Annotated in this window: 14 protein-coding genes; 7 read left to right on the plus strand and 7 right to left on the minus strand. The window is 37.1% G+C overall.

Annotation, left to right across the window (positions count from 1 at the left end; translation table 11 throughout):
• Positions 1-245 precede the first annotated feature (245 nt).
• Complete coding sequence (locus P8O16_RS00005; protein ID WP_300309549.1) at positions 246-2018, plus strand: histidine kinase N-terminal 7TM domain-containing protein; 1773 nt, start codon at positions 246-248, stop codon at positions 2016-2018.
• On the opposite strand, the gene P8O16_RS00010 is transcribed toward P8O16_RS00005, so the two are convergent.
• Positions 2010-3026, minus strand: coding sequence for an acyl-CoA reductase (locus P8O16_RS00010; protein WP_300309551.1), 1017 nt, complete (start codon positions 3024-3026; stop codon positions 2010-2012). The genes P8O16_RS00005 and P8O16_RS00010 overlap by 9 nt on opposite strands.
• 138 nt (positions 3027-3164) lie before the next feature.
• Between P8O16_RS00010 and P8O16_RS00015 the strand changes: the two genes are divergently transcribed.
• The 5 genes from P8O16_RS00015 to cas6 all read left to right on the plus strand — a co-directional run bounded on the left by P8O16_RS00015 (position 3165) and on the right by cas6 (position 7275).
• The gene (locus P8O16_RS00015; RefSeq protein WP_300309553.1) at positions 3165-3512 is read left to right on the plus strand and encodes a 4Fe-4S dicluster domain-containing protein; all 348 of its coding nucleotides are present in this window, start codon (positions 3165-3167) and stop codon (positions 3510-3512) included.
• Positions 3513-3678: 166 nt separating this feature from the next.
• Positions 3679-4008, plus strand: a complete 330-nt coding sequence (locus P8O16_RS00020) for a DUF3276 family protein (protein WP_300309555.1) — start codon at positions 3679-3681, stop codon at positions 4006-4008.
• A gap of 82 nt (positions 4009-4090) precedes the next feature.
• Positions 4091-5185 (plus strand): AI-2E family transporter, encoded by a 1095-nt coding sequence (locus tag P8O16_RS00025; RefSeq protein WP_300309557.1) that lies wholly within the window; start codon positions 4091-4093, stop codon positions 5183-5185.
• Positions 5185-6282, plus strand: coding sequence for a redox-regulated ATPase YchF (gene ychF, locus P8O16_RS00030; protein ID WP_300309559.1), 1098 nt, complete (start codon positions 5185-5187; stop codon positions 6280-6282). Before P8O16_RS00025 ends, ychF begins: the two co-directional genes overlap by 1 nt.
• A 96-nt stretch (positions 6283-6378) precedes the next feature.
• On the plus strand, positions 6379-7275 hold the full coding sequence (gene cas6 / locus P8O16_RS00035; RefSeq protein ID WP_300309561.1) for a CRISPR-associated endoribonuclease Cas6: 897 nt from the start codon (positions 6379-6381) through the stop codon (positions 7273-7275).
• Between the two features lie 34 nt (positions 7276-7309).
• Here cas6 and P8O16_RS00040 read toward each other — a convergent pair whose 3' ends face one another.
• Together P8O16_RS00040 and P8O16_RS00045 are read right to left on the minus strand one after the other, a co-directional pair.
• Positions 7310-8584: a DUF5103 domain-containing protein gene (locus P8O16_RS00040; RefSeq protein ID WP_300309563.1), complete on the minus strand. Its 1275-nt coding sequence runs from the start codon at positions 8582-8584 to the stop codon at positions 7310-7312.
• Positions 8585-8622: 38 nt separating this feature from the next.
• Positions 8623-10548, minus strand: a complete 1926-nt coding sequence (locus P8O16_RS00045) for an ABC-F family ATP-binding cassette domain-containing protein (protein ID WP_300309565.1) — start codon at positions 10546-10548, stop codon at positions 8623-8625.
• A 91-nt stretch (positions 10549-10639) separates the two neighbouring features.
• On the opposite strand from P8O16_RS00045, the gene P8O16_RS00050 reads away from it, so the two are divergent.
• Entirely contained in the window at positions 10640-11842 is a 1203-nt protein-coding gene (locus tag P8O16_RS00050) for a PQQ-dependent sugar dehydrogenase (protein ID WP_300309567.1), read from the plus strand.
• 32 nt (positions 11843-11874) lie between these two features.
• Here P8O16_RS00050 and P8O16_RS00055 read toward each other — a convergent pair whose 3' ends face one another.
• The 4 genes from P8O16_RS00055 to P8O16_RS00070 form a co-directional block, all read right to left on the minus strand.
• A complete protein-coding gene (locus P8O16_RS00055) occupies positions 11875-13191 on the minus strand; it encodes an AarF/ABC1/UbiB kinase family protein (RefSeq protein WP_300309569.1) in 1317 nt (438 codons plus the stop codon).
• Positions 13192-13193: 2 nt separating this feature from the next.
• Positions 13194-13859: a TetR family transcriptional regulator C-terminal domain-containing protein gene (locus P8O16_RS00060; RefSeq protein WP_300309571.1), complete on the minus strand. Its 666-nt coding sequence runs from the start codon at positions 13857-13859 to the stop codon at positions 13194-13196.
• A 120-nt stretch (positions 13860-13979) separates the two neighbouring features.
• Positions 13980-14522 (minus strand): ATP-dependent protease subunit HslV, encoded by a 543-nt coding sequence (gene hslV / locus P8O16_RS00065; protein ID WP_300309573.1) that lies wholly within the window; start codon positions 14520-14522, stop codon positions 13980-13982.
• Between the two features lie 142 nt (positions 14523-14664).
• Positions 14665-16290, minus strand: a complete 1626-nt coding sequence (locus tag P8O16_RS00070) for a pyruvate dehydrogenase complex dihydrolipoamide acetyltransferase (protein ID WP_300309575.1) — start codon at positions 16288-16290, stop codon at positions 14665-14667.
• Between the last annotated feature and the right edge of the window lie 60 nt (positions 16291-16350).

Consider the following 16350-nt stretch of genomic DNA (forward strand, 5'->3'; position numbering starts at 1 on the left):
TCAAAACCGTTTATTTTGACCTAATTTAGTACCCGTTAAGATCGCAAGAAAGCGATTGTCACTGGCTGTCACTTCTAACTTATTTGGCTACTGGCATCTTTGCGGATATACATATTAAAAAATCTTTAGTCTTTTTGGACATCATAGATGATATTTTTTTTTAGTTGGTAATTATACAGTATAATTATGATCGATTAGCATCACCTTATCACTTCCTGTTACAAAACTGAACCTTCCATCAATTAATGGAATTAATCTTCAATCCATTTTCTATTATCTTAATTCTTTCTGGATTGATCGTAGGAGGACTATCCTTGATCATTGCATCAAGAATGGAAAGCTCCACCAAATGGGTCGCCATCACTATGCTTTGTGCGGCATTTTGGGGATTTTTCTATGGACTTGAACTGAGTTCTACGGATTTAGACTCAATTCTTATTTTGATAAAGCTCCAGTACATTGGGATTTCGTTCCTTGCGGTATCCTGGTTGTTTTTTGCCTTCAAATACGCAGGACTAGATTTCAAAAACTATTCCCAAGCTGTATTCTTGGTGCTGCTAATACCAACATTGACTTTCTTTTTCGTCTTTACAAATAACTTTCATGGTCTTATTTATGAATCCTACGAACTAGTCACAAAGGGTCCATTCAAAGCCTTAATTACTAAGATCGGACCTTGGTATCCAGTCCATGTAATTTATTCTTACCTCGCTTTTGGCTTTGGAAATTACATTATCTGGACCCGGTTCAAGTTTGCTGATCCAATTTTTAAGGCTCAAACCAGGTTAATATTTTTAGCAGGACTTTTCCCTATAGGATTTAATGCATTTTATCAATTAGGGATATATAAGCCATTTGAATTCATAGACTTAACCCCAATTGCATTTCTTTTTACATATATACTTGTCGGGATCGCCATAGTAAAATACAACCTCTTTAGCATCAAGCCTATAGCTAAGAATAAGATTTTTGAGGCAATTACAAAAGGGGTTCTTGTGATTGATATGAATCAGATTATCATTGATTTCAATCCAGCAATTTTTAAATTTTTCAAAGATTCAAAACAAATCAAAGTAGGAACGAAGCTGAGTGAAATCTATCAGAAACACCCTGAAGTTCATGAATTCTTAGATGATTTTGAAAAACGTGTGATTGAAATCAGAGAGGAAGCAGAAAAAGGCACTCGAATTATCAGACTGGAAATGATACCACTATTGGGCCGGGGATCCAGCTCTAATGGAACAGTAATTTTAATGGATGATATAACAGAAGAAGTAAAGATTAAAGAGACCTTGATTGCCCAAAAAAATGAATTAGCACAGCTTAATGATTTGAAAGACAAATATTTTAGTATTATTTCTCATGATTTAAAAGGGCCGGTTTTTGGAGTTAAAGAATTGATTCACTTGACGCAGACTGGCCTAATTTCCAAAGAAGAATTCTTTGAATTACTTCCAGAAGTTTCCAGAAATATGGAGAATGTAGCACAGCTGTTAGAAAATCTCCTTGCTTGGACGAGTTCACAGATTCGAGGTGAGCAATTAGTTCTTGAAGATTTTGATATTTACAGAGTTCTTAATCAACAAAAACAACTTCTGGAACGATTAGCGAAAGAAAAAAACATTAAAATAACTCTGGTAGAAAACCCTGAAATCCATGAAGTTATAGGAGATAAAAACATGATAGAACTCGTTATCAGAAACTTGATCAATAATGCAATAAAGTTTTCAAATCAGAATAGTGAAGTGATAATTTCCACAACAATATCAAATGGTTACGTTAAGATTTGTATTGAAGATTTTGGCAAAGGAATCAGCGCAGAAAACTTAGAGAAAATAAACGAAGGAATCTCATTTACCACCAAAGGATCAAAAAATGAGACTGGTACAGGTCTAGGACTAGTTTTAGTAAGAGAGTATGTTCGGAAAAACTCAGGAAGTTTAGAAGTGATTTCTACTGAAAATAAAGGGGCAAAATTCTGTATTAATTTAAAAGGAACAAAAACACCTTTAGATTAAATCACACAAAAACTTCATTGTATCAACCCCGTCTGCGTAATCCCAAGGTTCAGGACATTGGGCAGTTCCAAAAGGTAAAGAGTTCTCATATCTCCCATCTTTCGAAACTATACACTGAATTTTATCCTCAATCTCCTGCAATTTAGATTTCAGTTCTTTTTCTCCATCATATATTTCGAAAAACAAAACTGAGATTGGAGACACTAACGCTTCTGACTCTGTCACTAAGAGAAAGCCATTGTCTAAATGACTAACCCCGTTTACCAAATAAATGGACTTGTTATAATCATAGTTATTATGATATTTATGATGGTTTGACACATCGTTGAATACCTCAATTGCTCCAAGAAAATCTTGAAGTTGCTCGATATTTTTGAGAAAAACCTTAGATACATTTCTACAACCTAATCCAAAATATTGGAAAACATCTTTTCCTAATTTAAGATAATCTTCGGTAGTTTCGTCACCATAGAGAACCGCAACCGAAGTCCTGTTTTGCCGAATAACATGAGGGTATTTCCCAAAATAATAATTGAAATAACGAGATGAATTATCACTTCCTGTTGCGATATAGGCATCTTTGGCTTTCAACATCTCTTCGATTTCTATCAGATCTTCAAATTGAGGTTCGATTTTGATCAAATTGAAAATCAACCAGTTCATAATAACGCTATCGGTAGAACTAAGTTTTACTGAAGCAGTATGGCCTGAAAGCAAAACGCACATCAAATCATGAAATCCTACTGCCGGAATATTTCCAGCCATTAAAACCCCAACCTTTAATGAAGAGAAATAAGAAGGTAGCTCATATTGACTGAGCCAAGTATTCAGTTTTGAAGAATCCAGCATCGAAGCAATCCCTTTGAGAGCCTCTGATACTGAAGCCACAGTAAACCAATTATTAGCATTTTGAGCTCTCCACTGAATTTCTTCAAATTCCTCTTGGTCTAGATTTTTTATAAACTCCCCTAATTTAACAAATGCTGCAATCCTATCCTTTGAATCCATATTAACTTTTTGAAAGGTCAAATTTACCTATTTTGAAGGATCATACCTTAGAATTGAATTAAATTAGTTAGTACAACAACTTTTTTATTGCCTCTCAGTTTTATGGTTATTACTTTTGAGAATTAAAAAAATGAAGTCATGGCAATAATGATCACCGATGAATGCATCAACTGTGGTGCATGCGAACCTGAATGTCCAAATACTGCAATCTACGAAGGTGGTGTAGAGTGGACTTGGGGCGGAGGAACAAATTTGAAAGAGGTCACTCTTCCTGATGGGACCGTGGTAAGCGGAACTGAAAAACAAGAACCAGTTTCTGACGAGTTTTACTATATCGTAACTGACAAATGCACAGAGTGCAATGGCTTTCACGAGGAGCCTCAATGTGCAGCTGTTTGTCCGGTAGATTGTTGCGTAGATGATCCAGACCATCGGGAGACCGAAGAAGAATTGCTTACAAAAAAAGCATTTTTGCACGGAGAATAAAAGGTAGTTTATCTACCTTTTATTTTGCTTCATTGTTGATTGCTAGTAACTTATACTCGTAAAATCTCCATTCCTTTAAAAAAGAACAAGATTTGGTTGAAATCTAAATACGAATTGTTTTATCTTAGTTCTTATTAAATTAACCCCGTACCAAACTGAAAGCACTGTGGAAGATCAAAGAGGCTATGATAGAGAGGAGATTTTCTCCAAAAAAGTAAAAGCAGGAAAGCGCACTTATTTTTTTGATGTCAAATCTACTCGAGCAAACGATTATTATTTGACAATTACAGAAAGTAAGCGCAAAATGAATGGTGACACCTTCACCTACGAAAAACATAAAATTTTCCTTTACAAGGAAGATTTCTTCAAATTTGCAGAAGCTCTGAATGAGGCAGTAGATTATGTCAAGCATGATTTATTGCCTGATGTGGATTTTGAGCAATTTGAAAAAGAAGATGAAAATGAAGAAATCAACTCTGACCTTAAATGGGAATAATGAATTATCTAAATTTCATTTTAACAATTGAGAAATAGTATCTTTAGAGGAGGCATAATCGCCTCCTTTTATGGTTAAATAAATGCAGCGTTTTTTTGCTTACCTAATTTTGTTTATTGTTTTGTTCCTCCTTTTCGGATGGTACTTTTCGAACATTACAATTTATTTAATAGCCTCATTGATCCTTGCAGCACTTTTGAGGCCTTTAACCAACCGATTGCATGATTTCCATGTTCTGGGACAACATATCCCTCGGTGGGCGGCTATTTTACTCTCCTATGGCTCAATAGTGTTGCTTTTTGTTTCACTCAGCTTTTTGTTTTATCCACTTATTAACAATCAAATCATCATCCTTAGTGAGTTGGATCTGGACGGGATTTACGAGAAAGTTCAAGCACCGGTCTCAAAGGTTGAGCGATTCCTTTTTCAATATGAACTTTTAGAAAATAAACCGGGATTTCTATTCGGAGAACTTAAAAACTCAATGATCGAAACCATCAAGGGTTTTGACTTTACAAGTTTTATAGGTGGAGTGATTAATACCACGAGTAGCTTGTTTATAGGATTCATGGCTATTGCATTTATCACCTTTTTTCTACTTTTAGAAAATGGGCTACTGAGAAGAAATCTAATAAACCTTATTCCTAATCCTTATTTTGAACTTTCAGTAGCTACTTTTACAAAAGTTGAAAAGCTCCTTTCAAATTACCTCTCCGGGCTATTGATTCAAATGCTTGCCATTTTTTCTCTCGCCAGTCTGGGGCTGAGTATTTTAAGCGTAGAATACGCTTTGACTATAGCATTATTTGCAGCTGTAGCCAATCTTATCCCATATGCTGGGCCTATTTTAGGTGCAAGTTTTGGAATCATTGTAGGAATATCATCAGGAAATTTCGAGACTAACGTAGAACTTAACTATCTGATTTTTAAAATACTATCGGTCTTTGCTACTGTACAGATTATAGATAATATCTTAATTCAACCATTGATATTTTCTAAATCAGTAAAAGCTCATCCCCTTGAAATTTTTGTTGTTATCTTTGCCGGTGCAAAAATCGGCGGTGTAGTCGGAATGATTTTCGCAATACCGGTTTATACCATTTTTAGAGTTTCATTTATTGAATTCTTTAAAGGGTATAAGTCTTATAGAATATTTAAAATAAAACCTACGAATTAATGGCCTTACAATGTGGCATAGTGGGACTTCCTAATGTGGGAAAGTCTACTTTGTTCAATGCACTCTCAAGCGCAAAAGCTGAAGCTGCAAATTTCCCATTCTGTACGATTGAACCCAACGTCGGCGTCGTAACAGTCCCAGACAATCGACTCAAGATTCTTGAGCAATTGGTCAATCCAAATCGCGTATTACCTACAGTAATTGAGTTCGTTGATATTGCAGGCCTTGTAAAAGGTGCAAGTAAAGGTGAAGGCCTAGGAAATAAATTTTTGGCAAATATCCGAGAAGTTGATGCCGTGATCCACGTGATTAGGTGTTTTGAAGATGATAATATTGTTCATGTCGCGGGAGGAGTAGATCCGATATTTGACAAAGAAGTAATTGACACTGAACTTCAGCTCAAGGATTTAGAATCTGTAGAAAAGAAAATTCAAAAGTCAGAAAAAATTGCAAAATCTGGAGATGCTAAAGCCAAGAAAGAATTAGAAACTTTGATTCTTTTCAAAAATGCACTTACTGAAGGGAAAAATGCCCGATCAGTTGATGTTGAAAGGGAAGATTTGGAGGCAGTGAGAGATTTGCATCTCCTGACTATCAAGCCTGTACTTTATGTAGCCAATGTGGACGAAGGAAGTCTAGCTAAAGGAAACAAGTTTGTAGACGCACTGAGAGAAAAAGTGAGTGAAGAAAACGCTGAAGTTATCATTCTTTGCGCTGCTATTGAGGCACAAATTGCTGAGTTTGAAGATCCAGAAGAAAAGGAAATGTTCCTTGGAGAATATGGTTTAGAAGAAAGTGGTCTCAATAAATTGATTTCTGCAGCATACTCTTTATTGGATCTAATTACTTATTTCACTGCTGGAGTTCAGGAAGTGCGAGCATGGACTATCAAAAAAGGCTGGAAAGCTCCCCAAGCTGCAGGAGTGATCCACACAGACTTTGAAAGGGGATTCATAAAGGCTGAAGTTATCAAATTAGCCGATTACCAACAGTTGAAAACTGAAGCTAATTGCAGAGATAATGGGAAAATTGCGATTGAAGGCAAAGAATATGTAGTAAAAGATGGAGATATCATGCATTTTAGGTTCAATGTTTAATCTTTTCCAATAAAAGTTGTAATTTTGTCGTTCTGTAGTTTAATCACCCTTAAATAGCAGTTTTAAATTTATTGTCTCATTTATTTTTAATTTATCGTGAGAGTTAGACTTATATTTTCCCTAAAAAACAAGGGCTCGTACTTGCCGTTCCACCACCAGTACATCTTAGCCCAATTCCTTAAAGGAGTTATCGTAAAAGGTGGAAGAGAAGAATTTTTCAACTACAACTACTTCAATTTTTCTGGCCTCAAAGGTCAGACTAAGGTAAGTAGAAGTGGATTGCATTATTATTCAAGTTTGGTCACCCTAGTCCTTTCTTCACAGAGTGAAGAATTTATGGACTACCTACTTGAACAAGTATTTGCTACTCCTAAAATTGAGTTGGGAAATCTTATTTTAGTACCTGAGTATACCGAAATTGAAGTAGAACCAACTTTGGAAACTTCCAACAAGTTTGTTTGTATTTCACCTTTGGTATTAATCACTCCTGCATTCAATGAAGAAGCTGGAAAGCGTTTTATCAGTCCTGATAGTGACGAGTTTTCAGATTTGCTTTATGAATCTACTTTAACAAGAATGGAACGATCTGGTTGGTACACACCTGAGCAGATGGAGACTTTCTACAAATTTCAAGTAGTTCCTGATATGGTTTATGTAAATAAGCTGAAGGATTCCCAAAAGAAATTTGCTCGTATCTATGCAGTATATGATATGGATGTGAAGTATGAAGTAAGAGGATATACACTTCCAATTACCCTTTACGCAGCTCCAGAAGTTCAAGACTTTGTTTTCAAATGTGGTCTTGGTGCATTTACTCATAAAGGATTCGGAATGTTGGATCTTGCAAACCACGGAACTGGTGTACGAACTAATACCTATAAGTTCAAGCGAGAAGGATTTGTTCCCTACAAGCCTTCAGAAAGAACTCGACAAAACGTTGCTCCAACCTCTGATGAAAACGAAGAAAGTCAACCTTCATCAGATGAATCTTAAAAAATTAAAGCCTGCTTTTCAGCAGGCTTTTTCATTATAACCTTCTTTTGTTTGGATTAAGATTTATATATCCAACAAGTTGGTCATACCTAGATCCTAAATTTCTGAAATAGATAAGGGTTTCATATTCATTTTCTGTTTCAAAGTGACTTCCCTCAAAATGTTTCGTTTCAAATACCCCATCATCTGAGACTGCAAACTGGTAATCATACCAACCTTGCTTCAACAGTAATGTGGTTTGATATACCTTTAACTTGGGATCCCACTTCATTTTTGCCTCAGGTGATTTACCCCACTGAGTAAGTGCTCCTAATAAGAAAATTTGAGAAGATGTCTCTGGAATCGAAAAACGAAAAGTAACCAACATATATTCACTTTCAATCTCAGGGTCTCCACCTGGGCGATCATTGGTGAAAACAAGATATTGCCCATTAAGATCTAAGTATTGAGAGTATACACTATTTTGACGAGGTGTATTAATTACCGCATCTGCATAAATCACATCTGTCTCTACTCTCACATCTGCAATATTCAAACCTGTGGCTCGAATAAATCTCAAATCTACAAAACGGAATTCATTACTTGCATCAAACTCATTTTGTCCATCAAATAACTCATATCTCAGGATTTTTGAGCTTTCATTCATAAATGTAGGCTTGACCAAATACTTAGAATTGTCCCATCGCTGATTTTGTCTAAGTACAACTTTGATTTGGTCTGTGGGATTCATCACTTCTCCTTTCGAATAATTCAACACCACATTTATTTGCTGAGCCCCTCTTCTATCTTGAGTTTGGGAAGGAGGAACGATTGCAGATCCAACCGTAAAAAGCTCTTCATAAATCATAAAGCGTTTTGTCAGAATCACATTAGACTCATCTCTCCCTCTATAAACTTTGAGAATATAGTTGCCTGACTTGGTTACTCTGGGAAGTTCAAACTTATAATGAATATAGGGGATCCGAGTACTTATGGAATATTCATAATCCTGAATATTGAATTCATTGAAGGTGATCAAAAAGTCATTATCACGTAGTTGAGATTTTTGCCAGTCCGCATCGCAGTGGATCAATTTTGCGCTATACTGTTCTGCATCATAAGCTAAATCGTCAAATAGCAACACTAATGGTCTTGAGCCTGAAAGTGGTGCAACGGGAGAGCTTAATTGACTTTCGGCAGTTGCTCCAAGAGGAAAGAGACGAACCGACTGAATATGATCTGTATAAATTTTATCCTCCAGTTGGGAAAAAGCATTGAATCGAATCCCAAAAAGAAGCAGAAAAAGAAAACTCTTTAAATAAATCTTCATTCTGAAAATTAATCAAAACATAATTGATTCCTCAATTTTCAAGCAATGACTTCCTGCAATGATGAAATTTGATCTACCAGTTTTTCCCAATCGCTATTCAAATCAGAAAGCTTTGATTCAAGTTTTTGATGTTTTTCTTGAACAATTTGGGCTTCAACTTCATTAGAATAAAGCTCTGGATTCGCCATTTCAACTTCAAGCTTTTCTTTTTGGGTTTCAAGTGTTTCTATTTCGCTCTCAATTTTCGAAAGTTGTTCTTCCAATTTCTTGAGTTCCTTTTTCGCCAATTGAGCTTCCATCGTATTCTTTGAAACCGGAGCTTGTTCTTTCTTCTGAACTTTCACCACATTTGGAAGAGGCTTCTCCTCCACTTGATTCGCTTTCCAAATTTCATACTCTTCATACGTTCCTGGATATTCTTTGATCTCATGATTCTCGATGTACCAAATCTTATTTGCTACACCTTTTATAAAATGTCTATCGTGAGAAACAGTTACAAAAGTGCCCTCATATTGCTGAAGAGCCTGGATCAAAATATTTACCGACTGAAAATCCAAGTGGTTGGTTGGCTCATCCAACAAAAGAAAATTAGCCTCTGAAATCAAAGTCTTAGCTAAAGCAACTCTGGATTTTTCACCCCCAGACAAGACTTTTATCTTTTTAAATACTTCTTCATTCGTGAACAGGAAGCAGCCTAAAACACCTCGAAGCTCCATCTCAGACTTTGCACTTCCGGCCTGTGTCATTTCCTGAATGATCTCATTATCTAAGGTAAGGGCTTCCAACTGATGTTGTGCAAAAAAAGATTTGATCACATTGTACCCTTCTGTACGCGTACCAGTGGTTTTTTCAGATCCATCAATAATTCGAAGAAGTGTTGACTTACCTTTTCCATTTGCACCTATCAAAGCAATTTTATCTCCCCTTTCGATTCTTGCTGTTGAGTTTTTTAGAATCACCAAGTCACCATAAGACTTTGAAACTTGATCTAGCACGATTACGTCACGGCCAGATTGCTTCGAAAACTTAAATTTGAAATTTACCGAAACCTCATCACTGACTACCTCATGGACTTTATCCAATCGGTCTAGGGCCTTGATTCTAGATTGTACTTGATTTGATTTAGAGGCTTTTGCTCGGAATCGTTCGATAAACTTTTCCGTCTGCTTGATCATTTGCTGCTGATTCTCGTAAGCGTTTTGCTGAATTTCCATCCGCTCTACTTTCTCCTCCTTATAGAAGGCATAATTTCCAGCATATAGCGTAAGCGTCTGATTCGCAACTTCAACAGTACTACTGATGCAATTATTCAAAAAAGTCTGATCGTGAGAAACTACTACAACAGCACCTTCATAGGTTTTCAGATAATTCTCAACCCACTGAATAGAAGGCAAATCAAGGTGGTTGGTAGGCTCATCAAGCATGAGTAAGGAAGGCTTTTCCAAAAGTAGTTTTGCAAGCATAACCCGCATTCTCCATCCTCCAGAAAAAGTACGAAGCGGCTTTTCGAGATCTGCTGTTTTAAACCCAATCCCTTCCAAAACCTCTTCTGCTTTTGCCTTAATGGTGTAGCCTTCATTCGCTTCGAATCGCTCTTGTAAAAAAGCTAATCGATTGATGATCTCTTCCGAATAGTCCGTTTCCATTTTTTTGAGAACTTCATCAATTTCATCCTGAAGACTCAAGGTTTCTTTAAATGCTGCCAGTGCAACATTTAAAATACTTTCGTCAGATTGGTAGGATAACAAGTCCTGATTTAGAAAGCCAATAGTACAATCTTTCGCCTTTTGTACCTCTCCGGAAGAAGGCTGATAATCTCCATTTATTATTTTCAATAAAGTGGACTTTCCTGTTCCATTCTGTCCTACCAAGCCTATTTTATCTTTTGGCTTGATATGAAGATTGGCATTTTCGTAAAGTGGACGGCCTCCAATAAAGTAAGAGAGATTATTAATCGATAACATAGCGCAAAAATAACATTAAACCCGCTTATAAACCTTTCAAAGCAAAACAATCTGAACTTAGCTATATTTATTATTCAAAGATTCTACGCATATGAAAACTGAATTCAATTTCTCACTACCGGTTTTATTTCTTTTTTTCGCAATCATTTTCGGCTGTAGTCAAAAGCAACCTGCTGACGCTCAGTCCCTAAAAACCCCAAACAGCTCCAATAAACGGAATATTAAAAACGCTGTTGCTGACGTACAATTGGATAAAATCAAACTTCCAAAAAATTTTAAAATTGATGTTTGGGCTGCTGATGTTCCCAATGCCAGATCAATGGCTTTAAGTGACAATGGAATTGTCTTCGTAGGCAATAGACAAGAAAAAAATGTCTATGCCATCATTGATGAAGACGGTGATGGAAAAGCTGATGTCAAATTTATTTTAGCAGAAGGTCTGAGAATGCCAAATGGCGTTGCATACAAGGATGGAGATCTTTATGTAGCTGAAGTCAATCAAATTCTGAGATTTAAAGATATCAAAAACACCCTCAACAATCCCAAATTCGAAGTCATCTATGAGGGATATCCAACAGAAAGGCATCATGGATGGAAATTCATTTCATTCGGCCCTGATGGAATGCTTTACGTCCCTGTAGGAGCACCTTGTAATATTTGTGAGTCTGAGGATGAGATTTTTGCGAGTATCACACGAATTGACCCAAAATCTCCAAACCCTAAACCAGAAGTCTACGCTCATGGAGTGAGAAATTCAGTCGGGTTTGATTGGCATCCAGTCACTGGTGAACTATGGTTCACTGATAATGGTAGAGATATGATTGGTGATGATGTCCCAAATTGTGAGCTCAACAGAGCTACCACTGCTGGACAGCATTTTGGATACCCTTATTGGCATGAGGGATCTGTAAAAGATCCTGAATTTGGTGATAAAGGTAAAGCTCAAAGTGCCTATGTAGCTCCCGCTGCTAAACTTGGAGCTCATACCGCTCCTCTAGGAATGCGATTTTATGAAGGGGGAATGTTTCCTTCTTCCTACAAAAATCAAATTATCGTGGCAAAACATGGTTCTTGGAACAGAAGCAAAAAATCTGGCTATGTGGTCGCTTTAGAAAAACTAGATGCAAACTCTAATGTAATCGGTGAAGAAATTTTCGTCTCAGGATGGCTTGATGAAGTGACTCAAGAAGTTTGGGGCAGACCAGTGGATGTGCAAGAATTACCCGATGGAAGTCTGCTTATTTCGGATGATATGGCAGGAGTTATTTACCGAGTAACATATACAGGAGAATAAAAGTAAAGGGAAGCAAATGCTTCCCTTTATTATTACAACCAATCTGGCTTTGTAGTATCCACTTCCGCCTGAAGTTGGTTTAATAGGTTATACAATCCGAAGTAAGTTCTGTTGATATATAATCCGTGTCTTGATCCTCTCGCTTGACGAGATTTTTTAAACATTTTATCATTAGAAATACGATCTCCAAGCTGGAAAATACGCTCAAAGAATCCATCATCGGCAAAATCAAATCGATCCACGTGAAATGGTTTGCCCAATAAGCTGATCATTTCTCTGAATATCCCCTTAAAATAAAGCTGTTCCTCTGGTGTATCTTTATCCGAGATGAATTCAAGATTGTAGAAAATCTGGTTGAGCTCTTCCTCCTTGATCAATAAGTCCTTTTTGATGAGGGCAAAATACCCTTCATAAAAATCCTCAGGAATTACTTTTACACATCCAAAATCAATAATACCAAGCTGATCTCCCTCCTGTACAATGAAGTTGCCCGGGTGAGGATCTGCATGTACTTTTTTAAGATTATGAACTTGATGATGGTAGAAATCCCAAAGTGCTTGTCCAATTTGATTTTTAGATTTTTGAGTTGGGTTTGTATCTAGCCATTCTTTCAAATGTTTTCCATCAATCCAATCCATCGTGATGATTCGATCTGAGCTATACTCATCATAATAGATAGGAAACTTCAAATTCGGAATATGCCCACATTCAGAAGAGATTTCTCTTGACCGTTCAATTTCCAGAACATAATCTGTTTCCTCTAACAGCTTTTCCTCAACTTCAGCCATGTAATGATCCAATTCTCGCTCATTCATATTCAAGAGACGAAGCGCAAATGGTCTTACTAATTTTAGGTCCGAACTTACCGAATCCGCTACACCCGGATATTGAATCTTTACTGCAAGTTTTTTACCGTCTTTTGTTGCCTGATGAACCTGTCCGATTGATGCGGCATTTATCGCAGACCTTGTGAAACTTTCAAATATACCTTCTGGAGTTTTGCCAAAATGTTTTTGAAAAGTTTTGACTACCAAAGGATAAGATAAAGGTGGAGCAGAGTATTGCGCCATGGTAAATTTGTCCTGATAAGCTCTCGGTAAAAGGTTCTTATCCATAGACATCATCTGAGCAACTTTCAATGCGGAACCCTTCAACTCGCTCAAGGAATTATAAATATCTGAGGCATTATTTGAATGGAGCTCTTCCTTATCCATTGATGGGTTGACCATCTTTTTTGCATAATGCTTAACATAATTCCCCCCAACTTTGGCTCCGGTAGAAATAAATTTTGCAGCACGCTGAACCTTTGAAACAGGGATTGCCTGTTGTTCTCTTAATTTTTCAGCCATGATTATTTCGATTGATATATAAATTTTGCGAAGTCTAGGAATGAATCTAAAGCACTTTTCCCCATCAAGTCGAAAGCTAGATTCACTGATTTTTCGATTGCTGCATCTGTTTTCTCAAATCGTGGTGAACGATCATCCAACCAATATTTGAATACAAACCAAACCTGTAGCCACATAGCCTCATCGTATCGGTCACTGATGATTGGTCGGGTTGCAATCTCTTCTGTTTCCTTTCCTTCAAGAATGATTTCATTTGCAAAATCCTTGAATTTATCCTTGAAATCTGAAATTTCTTTTGGTAGGGAAAGCATACCTTTTGAACCTTCACCGTAGATACTAAGGAGAAAGGATCTGTTTTTCTTCAATTCTTCAATCCAGGTAAACAAGAAACTGAGGAATTTTTCACGAGCAGAATATTCTTTAAAAACCTCCTGCGATTCGATTTGAGATATCGTGTCCTCGTAAATCTGGATCCAGACTGCTGATTTGATTGAATCAAATGAAGTGAAGTAGGCATAAAACTCTTCCTCCTTCATTTTTAAATCTTTTGCAAATTTGAAAACGGACTTAGGTACAGTACCATGCTCTAAGACATGATTTTTATATCCCTCCAAAATCAATTTTCGAAAATCCTTTTTGGCCGTTTTCTTGGTAGTAGCTGATTCCATAATTTTTTTTCAATGTCAGAGAGGTAACACATAAATGGACGTACTGGTTTTCAATCGCACAAAAAAACCGAAGTTATTTAACTTCGGCTCCCAAAAATCTTATTTATATGCCTCTAATAATTACTTGATTACTTTTTCGATCACCAAATTATGATTGGTATAAATACATACATCTGCAGCGATATATAGGCTTTCTCTTACCATTTCCTCAGCAGTCATAGTTGGAGCAAACTTCTTCATTGCACGAGCTGCTGACTGTGCAAACATGCTTCCCGAGCCTATGGTTGCTATTTCCATATCTGGCTCAATCACATCTCCAGTTCCTGAGATAATCAAAATATCATCTGCATCAGCTACAATCATCATCGCCTCAAGCTTACTCAGCATTCTATCTGTTCGCCACTCTTTTGCCAATTCTACTGCTGCTCGCTTCATGTTATTCCCAAAAGCACCTAGCTTCTCTTCAAATTTCTCAAGAAGTGTAAAGGCATCAGCTGTAGAACCTGCAAATCCGGTAACAATTTTCCCTCCTTGTAATACTCGGAGTTTTTTCACGGAACTCTTAGCTATGGTATTACCTAAAGTCGCTTGCCCATCTGCACCAATTACTACTTCTCCATTGTGCCGGATAGCTACAACAGTGGTTGATTTAATTCTTTCCATACTAATGATTTAAATAAGTTTGAGTTTAAAAACCCAGAAAAAGCAGCAATAATTTCCCTGGCAATTATCTATCGGGCTTTTCACTCCAATAAGTGTACAAAAAGCAAAAAGTCCTGAATTCAGGACTTTTTGGCAGTCATTTCTAAATTAATATTCTTACTGGATCTTCCAAGAGGCTCTTAAGTGTCAGAAGGAATGCCGATCCTACCGCACCATCTACTACTCTGTGGTCACAAGAAAGGGTTACTTTCATGATATTACCAATTTTCATTTCACCATTTTTCACAATTACAGTCTCTTTGATGCCTCCTACTGCAAGGATACAAGCATCAGGTGGGTTGATAATAGCTGTAAATTCATCGATCCCAAACATACCAAGATTGGAAATAGTAAAGGTATTTCCTTCCCAATCTTTAGGTTGTAGCTCTTTATTTTTAGCTTTTGCTCCAAGAGTTTTAGCCTGATTAGATATCTGAGAAAGTGATAGATTATCCGCAAATCGGATCACAGGAACCAAAAGGCCTTCCTCTACTGCAACAGCCATTCCAATATGGATATGCTCATTATATCTGATTTTATCTCCTAGCCAGCTAGAATTCACTTTCGGATTCTGACGTAATGCAGCAGCTGAAGCTTTGATAACCATATCATTGAAAGAAATTTTAACCGGAGAAATCTCATTCATAGATTTCCGGGCTTCGATCGCTTTATCCATGTTGATTTCCATGGTCAGATAGAAGTGAGGAGCTCCAAATTTACTTTCTGCAAGTCTTTTGGCTATCACTTTACGCATCTGTGAAACTTTCTCCTCGTGGAAACTTTCCTGTCCAACTGATGATACTACTTGACTTGAAGAAGCTACAGTAGGAATAGCAGCCGGTACAAAATTCTCAATATCTCGTTTTACTATTCTCCCTCCTTCTCCAGATCCACTCACTTGAGTAATGTCAAAACCTTTTTCTTCCGCCATTTTCTTTGCAAGCGGCGAAGCTTTAACCCGATCGCCGGAAGAACTGGTAGCAACAGGTGCGGTGGGAATTGAGGCTGTCGAATTTTCCTTAGGAGTTTCTACTTTAGGTGCTTCCTCTTGCTTAGACTCCTCAGAGACTGTATTCTCTTCAGCTTTCTGTGCTTTGAGCAAAGTCTCAAAATCTGCTCCTTTTTCACCGATTACAGCGATAACTCCATCAACGGGAACACTATCTCCGGCCTCTACTCCTATATATAAAAGAGTACCATCTTCATAAGACTCAAGCTCCATTGTAGCTTTGTCAGTTTCCACCTCAGCTATGATTTCACCTGATTTCACAGAATCACCAACCTTTTTTAACCAAGAAGAGATAGTGCCTTCCTGCATGGTATCAGACATTTTCGGCATTGTAATTACTGTAGCGTTGATTGAAGACGTATCAATTTTCTCAGCTTTAGGCTTTGATTCCGATACAACTTCTTTCTTTTCTTCAGCAGGTGCTACTTTTTCTTCCGCTTTAGCTTCTGCACTACCATTAAGCAAATGATCAAATTTCTCACCCTTTTCTCCGATAATGGCAATTACACCATTTACAGGTACTGAATCTTTCTCTTTTACTCCAATATATAAGAGGACACCCTCATCATAGGATTCCAGCTCCATAGTTGCTTTATCGGTTTCAACTTCAGCCAAAATATCCCCTGGCTTAACGCTATCCCCAACTTTTTTCAACCAAGCAGCGATCACACCTTCTTCCATGGTGTCACTCATTTTAGGCATTCTTATAATTTCGGCCATATGTTATTGCGCTCTGTTCGTTTTTAAAGTGTCCAAAAATAGTTTTTATAAAGTCTTTAT

This window comes from Algoriphagus sp. (assembly GCF_029254265.1).
Taxonomy (GTDB): Bacteria; Bacteroidota; Bacteroidia; order Cytophagales; family Cyclobacteriaceae; genus Algoriphagus.